This is a genomic window from Microbispora sp. H13382 (assembly GCF_014161445.1).
Classification (GTDB): Bacteria; Actinomycetota; Actinomycetes; order Streptosporangiales; family Streptosporangiaceae; genus Microbispora.
The window spans coordinates 1-15,698 of record NZ_JABBXA010000020.1 but is presented as its reverse complement, the minus strand read 5'-3'; the positions used below and the strand labels follow the sequence as shown (position 1 = coordinate 15,698).

At 69.2% G+C, this 15,698-nt stretch carries 16 protein-coding genes, 1 tRNA gene and 1 pseudogene; 15 read left to right on the top strand and 3 right to left on the bottom strand.

The window, feature by feature from the left end; translation table 11 throughout:
* Window positions 1-8 precede the first annotated feature (8 nt).
* A complete protein-coding gene (locus tag HHX41_RS30860) occupies window positions 9-1,028 on the bottom strand; it encodes an adenosine deaminase (protein ID WP_182908767.1) in 1,020 nt (339 codons plus the stop codon).
* A 74-nt stretch (window positions 1,029-1,102) separates the two neighbouring features.
* Here HHX41_RS30860 and HHX41_RS30855 point away from each other — a divergent pair, with 74 nt between their 5' ends.
* From HHX41_RS30855 to HHX41_RS30845, 3 genes are all read left to right on the top strand, one after another.
* On the top strand, window positions 1,103-1,603 hold the full coding sequence (locus HHX41_RS30855; protein WP_182908766.1) for a SigE family RNA polymerase sigma factor: 501 nt from the start codon (window positions 1,103-1,105) through the stop codon (window positions 1,601-1,603).
* The gene (locus HHX41_RS30850) at window positions 1,600-2,604 is read left to right on the top strand and encodes a PASTA domain-containing protein (RefSeq protein WP_182908765.1); all 1,005 of its coding nucleotides are present in this window, start codon (window positions 1,600-1,602) and stop codon (window positions 2,602-2,604) included. The genes HHX41_RS30855 and HHX41_RS30850 overlap by 4 nt, the downstream gene beginning before the upstream one ends.
* 119 nt (window positions 2,605-2,723) lie before the next feature.
* A complete protein-coding gene (locus HHX41_RS30845; protein ID WP_182908764.1) occupies window positions 2,724-3,965 on the top strand; it encodes an ATP-binding protein in 1,242 nt (413 codons plus the stop codon).
* Window positions 3,966-4,129: 164 nt separating this feature from the next.
* On the opposite strand, the gene HHX41_RS30840 is transcribed toward HHX41_RS30845, so the two are convergent.
* Complete coding sequence (locus tag HHX41_RS30840) at window positions 4,130-5,335, bottom strand: pyridoxal phosphate-dependent aminotransferase (protein WP_182908763.1); 1,206 nt, start codon at window positions 5,333-5,335, stop codon at window positions 4,130-4,132.
* Between the two features lie 235 nt (window positions 5,336-5,570).
* Between HHX41_RS30840 and HHX41_RS30835 the strand changes: the two genes are divergently transcribed.
* The 6 genes from HHX41_RS30835 to HHX41_RS30810 all read left to right on the top strand — a co-directional run bounded on the left by HHX41_RS30835 (window position 5,571) and on the right by HHX41_RS30810 (window position 8,785).
* Window positions 5,571-5,643, top strand: a tRNA-Trp gene (locus tag HHX41_RS30835).
* Window positions 5,644-5,718: 75 nt separating this feature from the next.
* Window positions 5,719-5,976 carry a preprotein translocase subunit SecE gene (gene secE / locus HHX41_RS41160; protein WP_169988798.1) on the top strand — a complete coding sequence of 86 codons (258 nt, stop codon included), beginning with the start codon at window positions 5,719-5,721 and terminating at the stop codon, window positions 5,974-5,976.
* 55 nt (window positions 5,977-6,031) lie between these two features.
* Window positions 6,032-6,805 carry a transcription termination/antitermination protein NusG gene (nusG, locus tag HHX41_RS30825; protein WP_310742268.1) on the top strand — a complete coding sequence of 258 codons (774 nt, stop codon included), beginning with the start codon at window positions 6,032-6,034 and terminating at the stop codon, window positions 6,803-6,805.
* A gap of 94 nt (window positions 6,806-6,899) precedes the next feature.
* Window positions 6,900-7,331: a 50S ribosomal protein L11 gene (gene rplK / locus HHX41_RS30820; RefSeq protein ID WP_169988797.1), complete on the top strand. Its 432-nt coding sequence runs from the start codon at window positions 6,900-6,902 to the stop codon at window positions 7,329-7,331.
* A 115-nt stretch (window positions 7,332-7,446) separates the two neighbouring features.
* On the top strand, window positions 7,447-8,160 hold the full coding sequence (rplA, locus tag HHX41_RS30815; RefSeq protein ID WP_169988796.1) for a 50S ribosomal protein L1: 714 nt from the start codon (window positions 7,447-7,449) through the stop codon (window positions 8,158-8,160).
* 127 nt (window positions 8,161-8,287) lie between these two features.
* Window positions 8,288-8,785 (top strand): MarR family transcriptional regulator, encoded by a 498-nt coding sequence (locus HHX41_RS30810; RefSeq protein ID WP_310742267.1) that lies wholly within the window; start codon window positions 8,288-8,290, stop codon window positions 8,783-8,785.
* A gap of 13 nt (window positions 8,786-8,798) precedes the next feature.
* On the opposite strand, the gene HHX41_RS30805 is transcribed toward HHX41_RS30810, so the two are convergent.
* Entirely contained in the window at window positions 8,799-10,007 is a 1,209-nt protein-coding gene (locus tag HHX41_RS30805; protein WP_182908762.1) for an amidohydrolase family protein, read from the bottom strand.
* A gap of 177 nt (window positions 10,008-10,184) precedes the next feature.
* Here HHX41_RS30805 and HHX41_RS30800 point away from each other — a divergent pair, with 177 nt between their 5' ends.
* The 6 genes and pseudogenes from HHX41_RS30800 to HHX41_RS30775 form a co-directional block, all read left to right on the top strand.
* On the top strand, window positions 10,185-11,030 hold the full coding sequence (locus HHX41_RS30800) for an LppX_LprAFG lipoprotein (RefSeq protein ID WP_182908761.1): 846 nt from the start codon (window positions 10,185-10,187) through the stop codon (window positions 11,028-11,030).
* Window positions 11,031-11,253: 223 nt separating this feature from the next.
* Window positions 11,254-11,778, top strand: coding sequence for a 50S ribosomal protein L10 (rplJ, locus tag HHX41_RS30795; RefSeq protein ID WP_079319155.1), 525 nt, complete (start codon window positions 11,254-11,256; stop codon window positions 11,776-11,778).
* A gap of 77 nt (window positions 11,779-11,855) precedes the next feature.
* A complete protein-coding gene (gene rplL / locus HHX41_RS30790) occupies window positions 11,856-12,251 on the top strand; it encodes a 50S ribosomal protein L7/L12 (RefSeq protein ID WP_169988793.1) in 396 nt (131 codons plus the stop codon).
* A gap of 194 nt (window positions 12,252-12,445) precedes the next feature.
* Window positions 12,446-12,934 (top strand): hypothetical protein, encoded by a 489-nt coding sequence (locus tag HHX41_RS30785; protein WP_169988792.1) that lies wholly within the window; start codon window positions 12,446-12,448, stop codon window positions 12,932-12,934.
* A complete protein-coding gene (locus HHX41_RS30780) occupies window positions 12,931-13,437 on the top strand; it encodes a hypothetical protein (RefSeq protein ID WP_182908760.1) in 507 nt (168 codons plus the stop codon). The genes HHX41_RS30785 and HHX41_RS30780 overlap by 4 nt, the downstream gene beginning before the upstream one ends.
* A 421-nt stretch (window positions 13,438-13,858) precedes the next feature.
* Window positions 13,859-15,698: pseudogene (locus HHX41_RS30775) on the top strand (DNA-directed RNA polymerase subunit beta); the annotation flags it as partial.

Genomic DNA, 15,698 nt, shown 5'->3' with positions numbered 1-15,698 from the left:
CCGGAGAATCACTCGGGGGAGGCGAGCCAGCCGTCGATCCCGCTCAGCAACTCCTTCTTGACCGCGTCGGGCGCCCTGGACGACCGGATCGACTGCCGGGCGAGCTCGGCGACCTCGGCGTCGGTGAAGCCGTACACCTCCCTGGCGAGCTCGTACTGCGGCAGCAGCCGGGCGCCGAACAGCAGCGGGTCGTCGGCGCCGAGGGCGATCGGCACCCCGGCCTCGAACAGCCGCCGCAGCGGCACGTCCTCGGGCCGCTCCGCCACCCCGAGACCGACGTTGGACAGCGGGCACACCTCGCAGGTGATCTGCCGGTCGGCCAGCCGCTCCATCAGGCGGGGCGACTCGGCCGCGCGCACCCCGTGCCCGATCCGGTCGGCGCCCAGGTCGTCGAGGCACTCGGCGACGCTCGCCGCGCCCAGCAGCTCGCCGCCGTGCGGCACCGCGAGCAGCCCGGCGCGCCTGGCGATCCGGAAGGCGTGCTCGAAGTCCCTGGCCCGGCCGCGCCGCTCGTCGTTGGACAGGCCGAAACCGACCACGCCCCTGCCCTCGTACCGCGCCGCCAGGCGGGCCAGCGTCCTGGCGTCGAGCATGTGGCGGGTGCGGTTGGCGGCCACGATCACCGCCATGCCGATCCCGGCCTGCCTGGCGGCCTTCTCGGCCGCGTCGAGGACGAGTTCGAGGGTCTCGGTCAGCCCGCCGAAACGCTGGGCGTACCCGGACGGGTCGACCTGGATCTCCAGCCAGCGCGACCCCTCCCGGGCCTCGTCCTCGGCGGCCTCACGCAGCAGCCGGTAGACGTCCTCAGGCCGGCGCAGCACCGACCGCGCGATGTCGTACAACCGCTGGAACCGGAACCAGCCGCGTTCGTCGGTCGCCCGCAGTTTCGGCGGCCAGTCCTCCACCAGCGCGTCGGGGAGATGGACGCCCTGCTCCCGGGCGAGCTCGATCAGTGTCGAATGCCGCATCGAGCCGGTGAAGTGCAGGTGCAGATGTGCTTTGGGGAGCGTGTCGAGTGGACGTGCCATCTCCATATGTTGCCGCATCCCGTTGACAACCCGTCGGCGGGTTGGCGCGTTGGGGAGGGGCGAAAGGGGAGCTCATGACCGAAGAAGACGAGGCGGCCTTCGACGAGTTCCTGGCCGCGCGCAGCACCGCTCTTCTGCGCACCGCGATCCTGGTCTGCGGCGCCTCGGCGACCGACGCCGAGGACATGGTCCAGAGCGCGCTGGAGAAGGTCTATCGGCACTGGCCGCGCATCCGGCACGACAACCCCGAGGCGTACGCGCGCCGGGTCGTGGTGAACGGCGCGATCAGCAGGGCCAGGCGGCGCAGGGTGCTCCAGGAGATCACCTTCGCCCAGCCGCCGGAGACGCCCGTGGAGTCGCCCGACCTCGGGCTGCGGGACGTGCTCGTGACCGAGCTCAGGAAGCTGCCGGCCCGGATGCGGGCCGTACTGGTCCTCCGCTACTGGGAGGACCTCTCGGAGGCCGAGACCGCGGCGCTGCTCGGCTGCTCGGTCGGCACCGTCAAGAGCCAGGCCGCCCGCGGCCTGGCACGTGTGCGCGCACGCATGGAAAACCTGGAAGGAGCGTCCGCATGAACGTCGAAGAGGCGCTGAGAGACGCCATGGCCGCTCAGGTCGCCGGCGTGCAGGCGCCGCCGTCGCTGGGCCAGGCCGTCCGGCGGCGCAACCGGCGGCACGTGGTGAGGTTTCGTACGACGGGAGCGGCCCTGCTCACCGCGGCGGTCGCGGTGACCGTGCCCGTGGTGCTGACCGGCGGGCCGGGCACCGCCCCGGCCGTGGGCGGCGGCCAGGGGACCGGCGCCGCCGGCCAGGGGGCGCCGGTCGCGTCCGCGTCCGCGACAGGCTCGGGTGACACGGTCGCCGTGCCGGCGAACCTCGTCCCTGACATGGTCGGCAAGAGCGTCGAGGAGGGCGGCGCCGTCCTGAAGGAGGCCGGCTACACGGTGCGGGTCACGAAGGTCGTCAGCGACAGGGATCCTGCGGGGACGGTCGTCGGCCAGACGCCGGCTCCCGGAACGAGCGCTCCCCCCGGGGCGGCGGTCACGCTGATCGTCGCCGCGACGGCCGCGCCGACCCCCGACACCACGGCGGGTACGGAGAGCCCGGGGATGCCCCAGGACCTCGGCGACCTCGGCGACGGCCGGACGCTCGGCGGTGTGCACGTCGGCTACCTGCCCGAGGGGCTCGAATGGGGCAAGTGGTCCGGGAAAGACGGGTTCGGCACGCGGAGCTACACCACCAGCTGGGTGGAGCCGGGGCTGGAACCCGGCATGTACAGCGTCCAGATGGTCGTCTACCGGAAGGATGCCGCCAAACAGTTCGCGAAGCGGCTCCAGGGCTTCGCCGCCCAGGGCGCGAAGCCGGTCGAGGCCGGCGGGAGGAAGGCGTACCTGGTCAGCCTGTCGGAGGGCGGCGACCAGGTCAACGACGGGGGCACCCGGACGATCGCGTGGACCCTCGCGCCCGGAGTCGGGGTCGAGGTCATGATGAGCCCCGACTACGTGGCCAAGCTCGGCGGCGCCGCGGCCGACAGGGAGCTCAAGAAGATCGCCGCAGAGGTCGCCCTCGCCAAGTGACCCCGCCGGTCCCACCGCCTCCACGCCCTGGCCGGGGCCGGTAGGCGGTGGGTCATCTTTGTAGTGCCAGCTGGGTCATCTTTGTACTCGCGGCTGGGTGAGATTGGTAGTGTGCCCGGATGGGCCGTGATTCCTACATCCCGCGACTCGTGGATCCGATCATCGACGGTGTCTTCGGGACCCTGCCGGCGATCATGTTGGTCGGTCCGCGGGCCACCGGGAAGACCACCACGGCGCAACGACACGCCGAAACGGTGGTGCGGCTCGATCGGGACAGTGAGAACGCCGCCTTCCTCGCAGATCCGGACGTGGCCCTGCGCGGGCTCAAGGAGCCCGTCCTGCTGGATGAGTGGCAGGTCGTTCCCGAGGTGCTCGGAGCGGTCAAACGAGCGGTGGACGACGATCACCGGCCAGGTCGCTTCATCCTCACCGGCTCCGTCTGGTCGGACTTCGGTGGCCGGACCTGGCCCGGGACTGGGCGGGTCGTCCGCATCGACATGATGGGGCTGGCGGTCAAGGAGCTCGCGGGCAGCACCGAGAGGCCTCCGTTCGCCGACCTGCTCGCTCAGGGCCGGATCGGGGAACTCGCCGCGCCGGCGCAGCCGCCCGACCTGGCCGGCTACGTCGACCTGGCGTTGCGCAGCGGCTTTCCCGAGGCTCAGCGGATGCCCGCTCCGGTCCGGCTGCGATGGCTGGACAGCTACATCGAGCAGACCCTCACGCGGGACATCGAGACCCTGGACGGACGGCGCGACCCCGTCCGCCTTCGGGCCTATCTGGAGGCGCTGGCCCTCAACACCGCGGGTGTGGTCACGGACAAGACGCTTTACGACGCGGCGGCCGTCAACGCCCGCACGGGAGAGGCGTACGAGCGTCTCCTGCGTGATCTCCTCATCGCCGACAAGGTTCCCGCCTGGTTCAGCAACCGGCTGAAGCGGCTGATTCGCGGGCCCAAGCGGTATCTCGTCGACCCGGCCCTGGTCGCGGCCCTGCTGCGGGTGGACGGGCATGCGCTCATCCGCGACGGCGATCTGCTCGGCCGGTTGCTGGACACCTTCGTGGTCCAGCAGCTACGCGTGGAGGTGCCGGTGTGCGACAGCCGGCCCCGCATCTACCACCTGCGTCAGGACCAGGGACGGCACGAGGTCGACATCGTCCTGGAGCTCGGTATGGGGAGAGTGATCGGCATCGAGGTCAAGGCGGCGGCCACCCCACGCCACGACGACGCGAAGCACCTGCGGTGGCTGCGGGACGAGCTGGGCGACCGATTCGTGGCCGGTGTCGTCCTGCACACCGGCCCGCGCGTCCACGAGATGGACGAGAGGATCGTCGCCGCCCCCATCTGCGTCCTGTGGTCCTGAGACCCGCACAGCGCGGGAGAGCCGGGCGTTGGCCGTGTTTCGGCTGGTCACAGGCGTGGCGGAGGCCCGGCCCCGCGTGGTGGGGGACCGGGCCTCCGTGCCTGGTTCGTGACGCCGGCGCGCCTGTTCGCCGCGATGCGCTTCGGTCGCTCAGCGCTTCGGTTTCAGTGCGCCTCGGCCAGGAGCTTGGTCACCCGGCTGACGCCCTCGACCAGGTCGTCGTCGCCCAGCGCGTACGACAGGCGGAAGTAGCCCGGAGTGCCGAACGCCTCGCCGGGCACCAGCGCGACCTCGGCCTCCTCCAGGATCAGCTCGGCCAGCTCGGCCGAGGTCTGCGGGCGCCTGCCGCGAAGCTCCTTGCCCAGCAGCGCCTTCACCGACGGGTACGCGTAGAACGCGCCGAACGGCTCGGGGCAGACCACGCCGGGGATCTCGTTGAGCATCCGGACCATGGTCTGGCGGCGCCGGTCGAAGGCCGCCCGCATCTCGGCGACGGCGGACAGGTCGCCGGAGACGGCGGCGAGCGCGGCGGCCTGGGCGACGTTGGAGACGTTCGAGGTGGCGTGGGACTGCAGGTTCGTCGCCGCCTTGACCACGTCGGCGGGGCCGATCAGCCAGCCCACCCGCCAGCCGGTCATCGCGTACGTCTTGGCCACGCCGTTCAGCACGACGACCCGGTCGCGCAGCTCGGGCACGGCGGTGGCGATGCTGGAGAACTTCGCCTCGCCGTAGACCAGGTGCTCGTAGATCTCGTCGGTGACGACCCACAGGCCCTTGTCGAGCGCCCAGCGGCCGATCTCCTCGACCTGGGCGGGGGTGTAGACGGCCCCCGTGGGGTTCGACGGCGAGACGAACAGCAGCACCTTGGTGCGGTCGGTCAGCTTCTCCTCCAGCTGCTCGACCGAGGCCAGATAACCGGTCGTCTCGTCGGTGACCACGTCGACCTGGACGCCGCCGGCGAGCTTGATCGCCTCCGGGTACGTCGTCCAGTACGGCGCCACGACCAGGACCTCGTCACCCGGGTCGAGCAGCGTGGCGAAGGCCTCGTAGACCGCCTGCTTGCCGCCGTTCGTCACCAGGACCTGGGCGGCCTCGACCTGGAACCCGCTGTCGCGCAGCGTCTTTTCCGCGATCGCCTGCTTGAGCTCGGGCAGGCCCCCGGCCGGGGTGTACTTGTGGAACCTGGGGTTCCGGCACGCCTCGACGGCCGCCTCGACGATGTAGCCGGGCGTGGGGAAGTCGGGCTCGCCGGCGCCGAAGCCGATGACCGGGCGACCGGCCGCCTTCATCGCCTTGGCCTTGGCGTCCACGGCCAGAGTCGCGGACTCGGAGATCGCGGAAATACGCGCGGAGATGCGAGGTCGGGTCATGGCTCCATCGTTCCAGACGCGCCACGCGGTTTCGTCTCCATATCCAGGATGCGGACGGGTTCTCGCGGTAGGTTTGAACCGCACGAACGGCACTCGGGCCGCCTCTCCGGGCGGCGCGGCGACCACGTGGTTCGACGGACTGGTGAATCCCGCGTACACTTCACCGACTAGTGGGCCACGTGAACGACGGGACGGACGCTTCTCCGCGTTTCTCGGGTATCGTGGTGCACGGCTTAGGGCACTAGCGCAATTGGTAGCGCACCGGTCTCCAAAACCGGCGGTTGGGGGTTCGAGTCCCTCGTGCCCTGCGGAGTGCGGTCCGCGCAACAATGGCGTGAAAGCGCGCCGCAACTGCGACGGACACGACGGATCAGGTGAGGACTGTGGCGATCGATACCCGCGGCGAGACCGCTGGCAAGCCAGGCAAGCCGACCAGTGAGAAGAAGGCAAAGCGCACCTCGCCCGCTCTTTTCTATCGGCAGGTCGTCGCCGAGCTGCGCAAGGTCATCTGGCCCAGGCGCACTGAGCTGATCTCTTACACGGTAGTTGTCCTGGTCTTCGTCGTGATCATGGTTGGGCTCGTGTTCGGGATCGATACGCTGCTGGGTAAGGGTGTGCTCTGGCTCTTCGGCGGATCCTGATCCCGCCCGAGACGTCGCAGCGCGTCAAGACACCAAGCGAAGAAGGAAGAGTCCCGTGTCCGAGTCCCCGATGCCGGCCGACCGCTCCCATGACGAGGATGACGAGTGGGGCACCGAGCAGGACGAGGCCGTAGCAGAGGCCGAGGAGACCACGGTCGCCGACTCAGACGGTGGTGACGGCGGCGAAGACGCGGCTGAGGCCGCCCCGCAGGTCGACGAGGACGGTGACGTCCTCCCGGATGTCGACCCGGTCGAGGAGTTCAAGCGCCAGCTTCGCGGTCAGTTCGGCGAGTGGTACGTCATCCACTCGTACGCCGGTTACGAGAACCGGGTGAAGCAGAACATCGAGAGCCGCATCGGGTCCCTCAACATGGAGGACTTCATCTTCCAGGTCGAGGTGCCGACCCACACGATCACGGAGTTCAAGGGCGGCAAGAAGACTCCGATCAAGGAGCGCGTGCTTCCTGGTTACGTCCTGGTCCGGATGGACCTGACCGACGAGTCCTGGGCCGCGGTGCGCAACACGCCCGGTGTGACCGGCTTCGTCGGCTTGTCCAACAAGCCGAGCCCGCTGAACCTCGACGAGGTCGCCAAGCTGCTCGCGCCGGAGCCTTCCGAGGAAGTCAAGAAGGCCACGACCAAGACGACCACCGCGACCGTCGACTTCGAGGTCGGCGAGTCCGTCACGGTCATGGACGGGCCGTTCGCCACGCTGCCGGCCACGGTCAGCGAGATCAGCGCCGAGTCGCAGAAGCTCAAGGTCCTCGTCTCGATCTTCGGTCGAGAGACCCCGGTTGAGCTGTCGTTCAACCAGGTCTCGAAGATCTGACCGTCTCGCGTAGACTCGATAGCCGTCCTCACGCACGCCCTGCTTCGGCGTGCCTGTGAGGCTTTTGTAGGACAAAGGACCCGGAGAAGGACAAATGCCTCCAAAGAAGAAAGTCGCGGCCCTGGTGAAGGTCCAGCTTCCCGCTGGACAGGCCACCCCCGCGCCGCCGGTCGGTACCGCGCTCGGTCCGCACGGCGTCAACATCATGGACTTCGTCAAGCAGTACAACGCGGCGACGGAGGCCCAGCGGGGCAACATCATCCCCGTCGAGATCACCATCTTCGAAGACCGCAGCTTCACCTTCATCACGAAGACGCCGCCGGCGCCCGAGCTGATCAAGAAGGCCGCCGGTCTGCAGAAGGGCAGCGCGAACCCGCACAAGGACAAGGTGGGCAAGCTGACCCGCGAGCAGCTTCGCCAGATCGCCGAGACCAAGCTGCAGGACCTCAACGCCAACGACGTCGAGGCCGCCGAGAAGATCATCGCCGGCACCGCCCGTTCCATGGGCATCACGATCGCCGACTGACGATCTCCGCGAGGGCTCGTAAGCGCCCGAGGCGCCGCGCCGGAGGCGCGGCAATCCAACGCTGTGGGAGGGCCGAAGCGCAGGCCCGGACCACGATCTCCATGAGGAGCATGAAGTGAAGCGCAGCAAGAACTGGAAGAACGCGGCGGCCGAGGTCGACCGCGCGGCCCTGTACAACCCGCTCGACGGCGTACGGCTGGCCAAGAAGACCGCGACCACGAAGTTCGACGCGACCGTCGAGGTCGCCCTGCGGCTGGGTGTCGACCCCCGCAAGGCCGACCAGATGGTCCGCGGCACCGTCAACCTCCCGCACGGCACCGGCAAGACCGCCCGGGTCCTGGTCTTCGCGACCGGTGACCGTGCCGAGGAGGCCCGCGCGGCGGGCGCCGACATCGTCGGCTCCGACGAGCTGATCGACGAGGTGTCCAAGGGCCGTCTCGACTTCGACGCGGTCGTCGCCACTCCGGACCTGATGGGCAAGGTCGGTCGCCTGGGCCGCGTGCTCGGCCCCCGCGGCCTCATGCCGAACCCGAAGACCGGCACCGTCACGCCCGACGTGGCCAAGGCCGTCACCGACATCAAGGGCGGAAAGATCGAGTTCCGGGTCGACCGGCACGCGAACCTGCACTTCATCATCGGCAAGGCGTCCTTCGACGACCGTCAGCTCGTGGAGAACTACGCCGCGGCGCTGGACGAGGTCCTGCGTCTCAAGCCGTCGGCGGCCAAGGGCCGTTACCTCAAGAAGGTCACCTTCACCACGTCCATGGGCCCGGGCATCCCGGTCGACCCCAACGTGACGCGGGCGATGACCGCCGAGATCGACGCCTGAGCCGTCGCTCCGGACCGCACGACGACGGAAGCCCCCGCCCTCACCGGGCGGGGGCTTCCGCGCGTCTTGGGCAGATCACGAGCTTTCGTGCGTCTTCCGATAATCAGACGGCGAATAAACTCGGCGCGTGACCGTAGAGCGCAGGGATTCCGTCGATCACATCCTCGACCAGTGGCGGCGCGAGCGGCCCGACCTGGATCTGTCGGCCATGGGGATCTTCGGTCGTCTCGCCCAGGTGACCCGGGTGATCGAGGGAAGGGTCGAGGAGGTTCTCGACCGGCACGGCCTGCGCCCGGGGGACTTCGACGTGCTGGCCGCGCTGCGCCGTTCCGGCCCGCCGTACACGCTGATTCCGTCCGAGTTGTCGGACACGGTGATGATGTCGCGCGCCGGCATGACGAGCCGGCTCGACCGGCTGGAGGCCGCCGGGCTGGTCGAGCGCAGTCTCGACCCGGCCGACCGGCGCAGCTTCAAGATCACGTTGTCGGAGAAGGGGCGCGAGGTGATCGACGCGACCCTCACCGACCACGCGGCGAACCTCGCCCGGCTCGCGTCGGGGCTGCCGCCGCGGGACGCCGCCACGCTCGACCGGTTGCTGCGCGACCTGCTCACGTCGCTGGCCTGACATGCTCGCCGGCTCATCGGCGTACGCCGCGGCGCCAGACACCCGCGATGGCACGGGTGGCGGTGATGTCGCGGGTCGGGTCGCCGTCCACCAGCAGCAGGTCCGCGCGCATGCCCGGCGCGATCCGCCCCCGGTCGTGGAGCCCGAAGTGCCGGGCGGGGACGCTGGTGGCCGCCGCGAGCGCCTCCTCGGGGGTGAGGCCGGCCTCGGTGAGGAGCGGCAGTTCGCGATGCATGCTCGCGCCGTGCAGCGGGGCGAAGAAGTTCGCGTCCGTGCCTGCCAGCAGGGGCACGCCCGCGCGGTGCAGGGCCAAGGCCGCGTGCGCGGCGTTCACCATGCCCTGGGGGTGCACGGGTACGGCGCCGGCGTCGTCGCGGACGGCCGCCCGCGCGTGGTCGGGCAGCCGCGACGCGACCCGCTCGTCCCGGACGAGTTCCGCCCCGCCCGTCCCGCCGGTGATCGCCTCGATGTAGCTCAGCGTGCTGACCACGAACACTCCGCGGGCGGCGGCCCGCGCCGCCAGCATCTCGACGGCGGGATCACCGGGCGGGGCATCGTGGACGACGTGCGCCAGGCCGTCGACTCCCGCCTCGATCGCGACAGTGGCGTCTCGCACGGTCGCCACGTGGGCGATGGTCGCCAGGCCCGCAGCGTGCCCGGCCTCGACGAGCGCGGCGACGACATCCGGGCCGAGGACCGGCAGGTCGAGCCCCGCCGCTGAGCCGTCGTCCACGACGATTTTCAGATAGTCGATGCCCTCCGCCAGCCGGGCCTCGACGAACGCCTTCGCCTGCCCGGCGTCGGCGATCGTGTCGAAGGCGCCCACGGCGTCGCCGAGGTGAGCGACGGCCGCGGCCTCCGCGGCCATGATCTGGCTGGGGTGGCCGTTCGGTGCGGTGGCCAGGACGCCGGCACTGCGCAGGTCGGCCACGTCGTCCCGCTCGGCGGCGAGCCTCCGCTGCCTGGCGAGGTTGGACGGCAGGCAGAACATGTCGAGCTCTGTCGTCACCCCGAAGGCCAGCGCCTGGGCGAGCATGCCGTCGGAGACGTGGGTGTGCGCGTCGATCAGGCCGGGGAGGACCGTCCTGCCCGTTCCGTCGATCTCGGCGTCCACCCGTCGTCCGTCGTACTCGGCGATGAGGTCGTCCTCGACGAGCACGTTCGCCCGGGGGATCGTCCGTTCGCCGTCGAAGACGCGCACGTCCCGAATCAGGGTACGCATGCCTGTTCTCCTCGTTCGATGTCAGATAGTACGGATGCTAACTATCTAGCCGCAAACTACCGTGTTTGTGCAGGGATTGTGTAGGGCTCATGGTGGTTCGTCCGGAGCGACGCGCCCGGCGCGTTAGGCGCATAGGGTCAAGGGCAGGTAAAGGGGGAAACCGAAGGGATGGACACAATGCGACGACTACTGGTGGCCGCCGGGGCGGTGGCCGCGATCACGGTCGCGGGATGCGGGACGACCGCGACTCCGTCTCTCCAGAACGCGCAGCTCTCGGCGGCCGAGGTCATCCAGCAGACCGCGCAGAAGGCCGACGAGGTCAACACCTATGCCGCGGACCTCGTAGTCAACGTGACCGACGCCAAGGGCGGTCAGGGTGGGGTCGTCCAGGGGACGATGCTCTACCAGAAGACCCCGCAGATCGCCTCCGACATCAACCTCAGCCAGGTGTCGTTCAACGGGCAGAACGTGCCCGGCGGCGTGCGGGTGATCCTCCAGGGCGACGTGGCGTACGTGAAGCTCGACATGCTCAAGACCCTGGTGGGCGCCACCAAGCCGTGGATCAGGCTCGACCTGAAGCAGCTCGGCTCGCAGGCCGGTGTGAACGTCGACCAGTTCCTCGGCCAGGCCCAGCAGTTCGACCTGAAGACGAGCGCCGCCCTGCTGACGGCGTCCAAGGACGTGAAGTCCGTCGGCAGCGAGCAGGTCGGCGGGGTGGACACGACCCACTACTCGGGCACGTTCCCGGTCGACGAGGCGGTCAAGCAGCTTCCCGAGGAGCAGCGCGGGCGCCTGCAGGGCGAGCTCGCGAGCGCCAAGGACGTCAGGTTCGACGCGTGGATCGACGCCCAGGGCCTGCCTCGCAAGGTCGAGCTGAGCGGCGGCAAGCCGGACGCCGGCACGTTCAAGGCCACCGCGATGTTCAAGTCGTTCAACGAGCCGGTCTCGATCGAGGCGCCGGCCGCCGACCAGGTGGGCGAACTGCCGCAGACGCTGCAGCAGCCGTCCGGCCTCGGCGGCTGATTTGGCGTCCAGACGGTTGACAACGTAGTCTGTCTCCTGCCGAAGACCGCCGGTCGTCGCCGGGCGTACAGCCCGGTACCGAAGGATCCACGTTGAGTGGACGGCCCGCGTAGGTGTGGAGACGCTTGAGGACGTTCGACGTCCGTCCAAGCCCCGTGCGCCTGCGCCGGGGCTTGTCTGTTTTCCGAGGGCCTTCGCCGGCGGCACATCTGGAAGGAGGCCCATGGCGAAGGCGGAGAAGAGCGTCGCGATCGCCGAGCTCAAGAGTGAGTTCGAGGGATCCAGCGCCGCCGTTCTGACCGAATACCGCGGTCTCACCGTCGCTCAGCTCAAGCAGCTGCGCGTTTCTCTCGGTGGGAATGCGAAGTTCGCCGTGGCGAAGAACACGCTCACCAAGATCGCGGCCAACAACGCCGGGATCACCGCCCTGGACGACCTGTTCCAGGGCCCGACCGCCATCGCGTTCGTCAAGGGCGACGTCGTGGAGGCGGCCAAGGGTCTGCGTGACTTCGCCAAGGCCAATCCCCTCCTGGTGATCAAGGGCGGCGTCGTCGACGGCAAGTCGATGACCCCCGACGAGATCACGAAGCTTGCCGACCTTGAGTCCCGTGAGGTGCTCCTCGCGAAGCTGGCCGGTGCGCTGAAGGCCAAGCAGTCCCAGGCTGCCGCCACCTTCGCCGCGCTGCCCACCACCATGGCTCGACTGGCCGAGGCTCTGCGCGCCAAGCGCGAAGAGGCCGGCGAGTAGGTCCGCGTAGCGGACGGGGGGAAGCGCGCACCGCGGTCCCTTTTCACTTTTAGCTAGACCCACTGGAGGAACACATCATGGCGAAGCTCAGCACCGACGAGCTGCTCGAGTCCTTCAAGGAGATGACCCTCCTTGAGCTGTCCGAGTTCGTGAAGGTCTTCGAGGAGACCTTCGACGTCAAGGCCGCCGCTCCGGTCGCCGTGGCCGCCGCCCCGGCCGCCGGTGGCGCCGGTGGCGCTGCCGAGGAGGCCGAGGAGCAGGACGAGTTCGACGTCATCCTCGAGGCCGCCGGCGACAAGAAGATCCAGGTCATCAAGGAGATCCGCGCCCTGACGAGCCTGGGCCTCAAGGAGGCCAAGGACCTCGTGGACGGCGCTCCGAAGCCGGTCTTCGACGGCAAGGTCAACAAGGAGCAGGCCGAGAAGGCGAAGGCTGCCCTCGAGGGCGCCGGCGCGACCGTCACCGTCAAGTAAGACGGTCTCGCAACACGCTTCACCGAAGGGGCGGGTCCATCCAGGTGCCGGATGGGACCGCCCCTTTCGCGTGTCCGGAAGTCGCGTGCGATCCAGACCCTTATGAGCAGGTCGGACCCGTTGATCTATCGTGCGGACGTAGGCTCCGCGCGACATGATCGGGCCGAGACCACCGGTGCTCAGGAGGTGCGGGGATGCGGCGCGCGCTGACCGTCGGGCTCGTTCTCCTGGTGGCCGTGTCGGCCCTGGCGGTTCTGCGCCTGGTCCGGGCCCGTACGGAGGCCCTGGCGGCGGAACAGGACCGCGAGATGGCCGTGAGGGCCGCCGCGGCGCACGCCGTGAGTCTCATGTCCATCGACCACCGCCGCATCGACGACGACATCAAGCGCGCGCTGGCCACCTCCACGGGCCCCGAGCGGGCACGGTACGCCGCCGGGCAGGCGGCGCTGAGGGATGCCACGCTGAAGAACAAGGCCGTCCAGACGGGGGTCCTGCGGGCCTCCGCGCTCGCCTCCCTCGACGACGGCCGGCGTACGGCGCAGGTGCTGATCGTCGGCGACGCGGTGATCCACTGGGAGGACGGCAGGAAGGCCCCGCCCGAGGAGCGCTTCTTCCGCTGGCGCATGGACGTCACGAACGCCTCGGGCCTGTGGCTGGTCTCCCGCGCGGAGCTGGTGCAGTGAGGCGCATCCTGGTGTCGCTGACGGCCCTCCTCGCGGCCGGGCTGGCCGTCGCCGCCGTGTGGCTGCTGCTCGACCTGCGCCGCCTCCAGACCGCCGAGACGGCCTCTCGGGAGGCCCTGGCGGCCGCCCGATCCTACGCGCCCGACATGCTGTCGTACGACTACCGTACGATCGACCGGGACATGCTGAGGGCGGGCGCGCACGCCACCGGGCAGCTGGCGGAGCACTACCGGACGCTCGCGGAGACACTCGGCCCGCGGGCGCGCGAGCGGCGGACGGTCCAGCACGCCGTCGTGGCGGCCGCCGGCGTGGAGTCGGCGACGCCGGAAGAGGTCCGGGTGCTGCTGTTCGTGAACATGGTCACGACGCGCTCAGGACCGGGCCAAGAGGAGCCGAAGCAGCAGGTCAGCCAGGGGAGAGCGCGCCTGGTCATGGTGACACAGGGCGACGGCTGGCGGGCCTCCCGGCTGTCCACGCTCCTGGGTGACACGCCCGTCCCCTGAGCCCGTGGCTAAATTGTTAGCAAAGAAGACGTTTAGGCCAGGGCTATGGCTGGGTATCCAGGGGCATGGCGGCGTCGACCCATGGTCAGCGTTGGCCCGTTCGTGTGACTGAGCGTTACCCGTCTCCGGTCCCGGGTAGGGACTGGGTCCCGGCGCTCGCTCGGTCCCAAGGGCGGGAAAAACCCAGCGTGACGCCCGTCGGTTAGGCGAATTGTCGGCTCTCGGGCTTGACGTTTCGGCGCTGACGGGTGATGCTGCCACCAACGTGGAGCGCAGAGCGATAGCGGAGTGGACAGGTGTATGCCGATCGGCTACACTGCCCCTTTGCGCTGCCCTTTGACGACCGTCTCTCTGAGTAACTCTTAGTCCTGGTCGTCTGGCGTGCGTGTAGTCAGTCCGCGAGCCCTCGGAAGGACATCTGTTGGCAGCCTCGCGCAACGCCTCCGCCGTACCCGCCGGTCCCCGTACCGTGTCGTTCGCACGTATCGAGGAGCCGCTCGAAGTACCCGACCTTCTCGCCCTGCAGACCGAGTCCTTTGATTGGCTGCTCGGAAACGAGAGATGGAAGGGCCGGGTTGAGGCGGCTCGCCAGGCCGGGCGCAAGGACGTCCCGGCCCAGTCGGGTCTCGAAGAGATCTTCGAGGAGATCAGTCCCATCGAGGACTTCTCCGGAACCATGTCCCTGTCGTTCCGGGACCACAGGTTCGAGCCGCCCAAGTACTCAGTCGATGAGTGCAAAGACAAGGACATGACCTACTCCGCCCCGATGTTCGTCACGGCGGAGTTCATCAATAACACCACAGGTGAGATCAAGAGCCAGACGGTGTTCATGGGCGACTTCCCGCTCATGACGTCGAAGGGCACGTTCATCATCAACGGCACCGAGCGTGTCGTGGTCTCCCAGCTCGTCCGGTCGCCCGGTGTCTACTTCGACCGCTCGGTCGACAAGACCTCCGACAAGGACCTGTTCGGCTGCCGGGTGATCCCGTCGCGTGGCGCGTGGCTCGAGTTCGAGATCGACAAGCGGGACAGCGTCGGCGTGCGCATCGACCGCAAGCGCAAGCAGCCGGTCACCGTGCTGCTCAAGGCGCTCGGCTGGACCAGCGACCAGATTCTGGAGCGTTTCGGCCAGTACGAGTCGATGCGGGCGACCCTGGAGAAGGACCACACCTCCGGTCAGGACGACGCGCTGCTGGACATCTACCGCAAGCTGCGTCCGGGTGAGCCGCCGACCAAGGAGTCGGCGCAGGCGTTGCTGGAGAACCTGTACTTCAACCCGAAGCGTTACGACCTGGCCAAGGTCGGCCGCTACAAGATCAACAAGAAGCTGGGCGTCCAGGCCGACATCACCCAGGGCACGCTGACCGACGAGGACATCGTGTCCACCATCGAGTACATCGTCCGGCTGCACGCCGGCGAGGAGACGATGGGCCCGGACAACTCGGTGGTCGTCGAGACCGACGACATCGACCACTTCGGCAACCGCCGTCTGCGCAGCGTCGGCGAGCTGATCCAGAACCAGGTCCGCCTGGGCCTGGCCCGCATGGAGCGCGTCGTGCGCGAGCGCATGACCACGCAGGACGTCGAGGCGATCACGCCGCAGACCCTGATCAACATCCGCCCGGTCGTGGCGTCGATCAAGGAGTTCTTCGGCACCTCGCAGCTGTCGCAGTTCATGGACCAGACCAACCCGCTGGCCGGCCTGACGCACAAGCGGCGTCTGTCGGCCCTCGGCCCGGGTGGTCTGTCGCGTGAGCGCGCGGGCTTCGAGGTCCGCGACGTGCACCCGTCCCACTACGGCCGCATGTGCCCGATCGAGACGCCGGAAGGCCCGAACATCGGCCTCATCGGCTCGCTGTCCTCCTACGGGCGGGTCAACTCGTTCGGCTTCGTCGAGACCCCGTACCGCCGCGTCGTCGACGGCCGGGTCACCGAGGAGATCGACTACCTGACCGCGGACGAGGAGGACCGGCACGTCGTCGCGCAGGCCAACACGGCCCTGAACGCCGACGGCACCTTCGCCGAGACCCGCGTGCTCGCCCGCCGCAAGGGCGGCGAGTTCGAGGCGGTCCACCCGTCCGAGGTCGACTACATGGACGTCTCGCCGCGTCAGATGGTGTCGGTGGCGACCGCCATGATCCCGTTCCTGGAGCACGACGACGCCAACCGCGCGCTGATGGGTTCGAACATGCAGCGTCAGTCGGTGCCGCTGCTGAAGAGCGAGGCGCCGCTGGTCGGGACCGGTATGGAGTACCGTGCCG

Bases quoted from the DNA above. Each gene is read 5' to 3' on its own strand.
- HHX41_RS30860 (WP_182908767.1), bottom strand. From the start codon at position 1,028: ATGGCACGTCCACTCGACACGCTCCCCAAAGCACATCTGCACCTGCAC.
- HHX41_RS30855 (WP_182908766.1), top strand. From the start codon at position 1,103: ATGACCGAAGAAGACGAGGCGGCCTTCGACGAGTTCCTGGCCGCGCGC.
- HHX41_RS30850 (WP_182908765.1), top strand. From the start codon at position 1,600: ATGAACGTCGAAGAGGCGCTGAGAGACGCCATGGCCGCTCAGGTCGCC.
- HHX41_RS30845 (WP_182908764.1), top strand. From the start codon at position 2,724: ATGGGCCGTGATTCCTACATCCCGCGACTCGTGGATCCGATCATCGAC.
- HHX41_RS30840 (WP_182908763.1), bottom strand. From the start codon at position 5,335: ATGACCCGACCTCGCATCTCCGCGCGTATTTCCGCGATCTCCGAGTCC.
- rplK (WP_169988797.1), top strand. From the start codon at position 6,900: ATGCCTCCAAAGAAGAAAGTCGCGGCCCTGGTGAAGGTCCAGCTTCCC.
- HHX41_RS30805 (WP_182908762.1), bottom strand. From the start codon at position 10,007: ATGCGTACCCTGATTCGGGACGTGCGCGTCTTCGACGGCGAACGGACG.
- HHX41_RS30800 (WP_182908761.1), top strand. From the start codon at position 10,185: ATGCGACGACTACTGGTGGCCGCCGGGGCGGTGGCCGCGATCACGGTC.
- rplJ (WP_079319155.1), top strand. From the start codon at position 11,254: ATGGCGAAGGCGGAGAAGAGCGTCGCGATCGCCGAGCTCAAGAGTGAG.
- rplL (WP_169988793.1), top strand. From the start codon at position 11,856: ATGGCGAAGCTCAGCACCGACGAGCTGCTCGAGTCCTTCAAGGAGATG.
- HHX41_RS30785 (WP_169988792.1), top strand. From the start codon at position 12,446: ATGCGGCGCGCGCTGACCGTCGGGCTCGTTCTCCTGGTGGCCGTGTCG.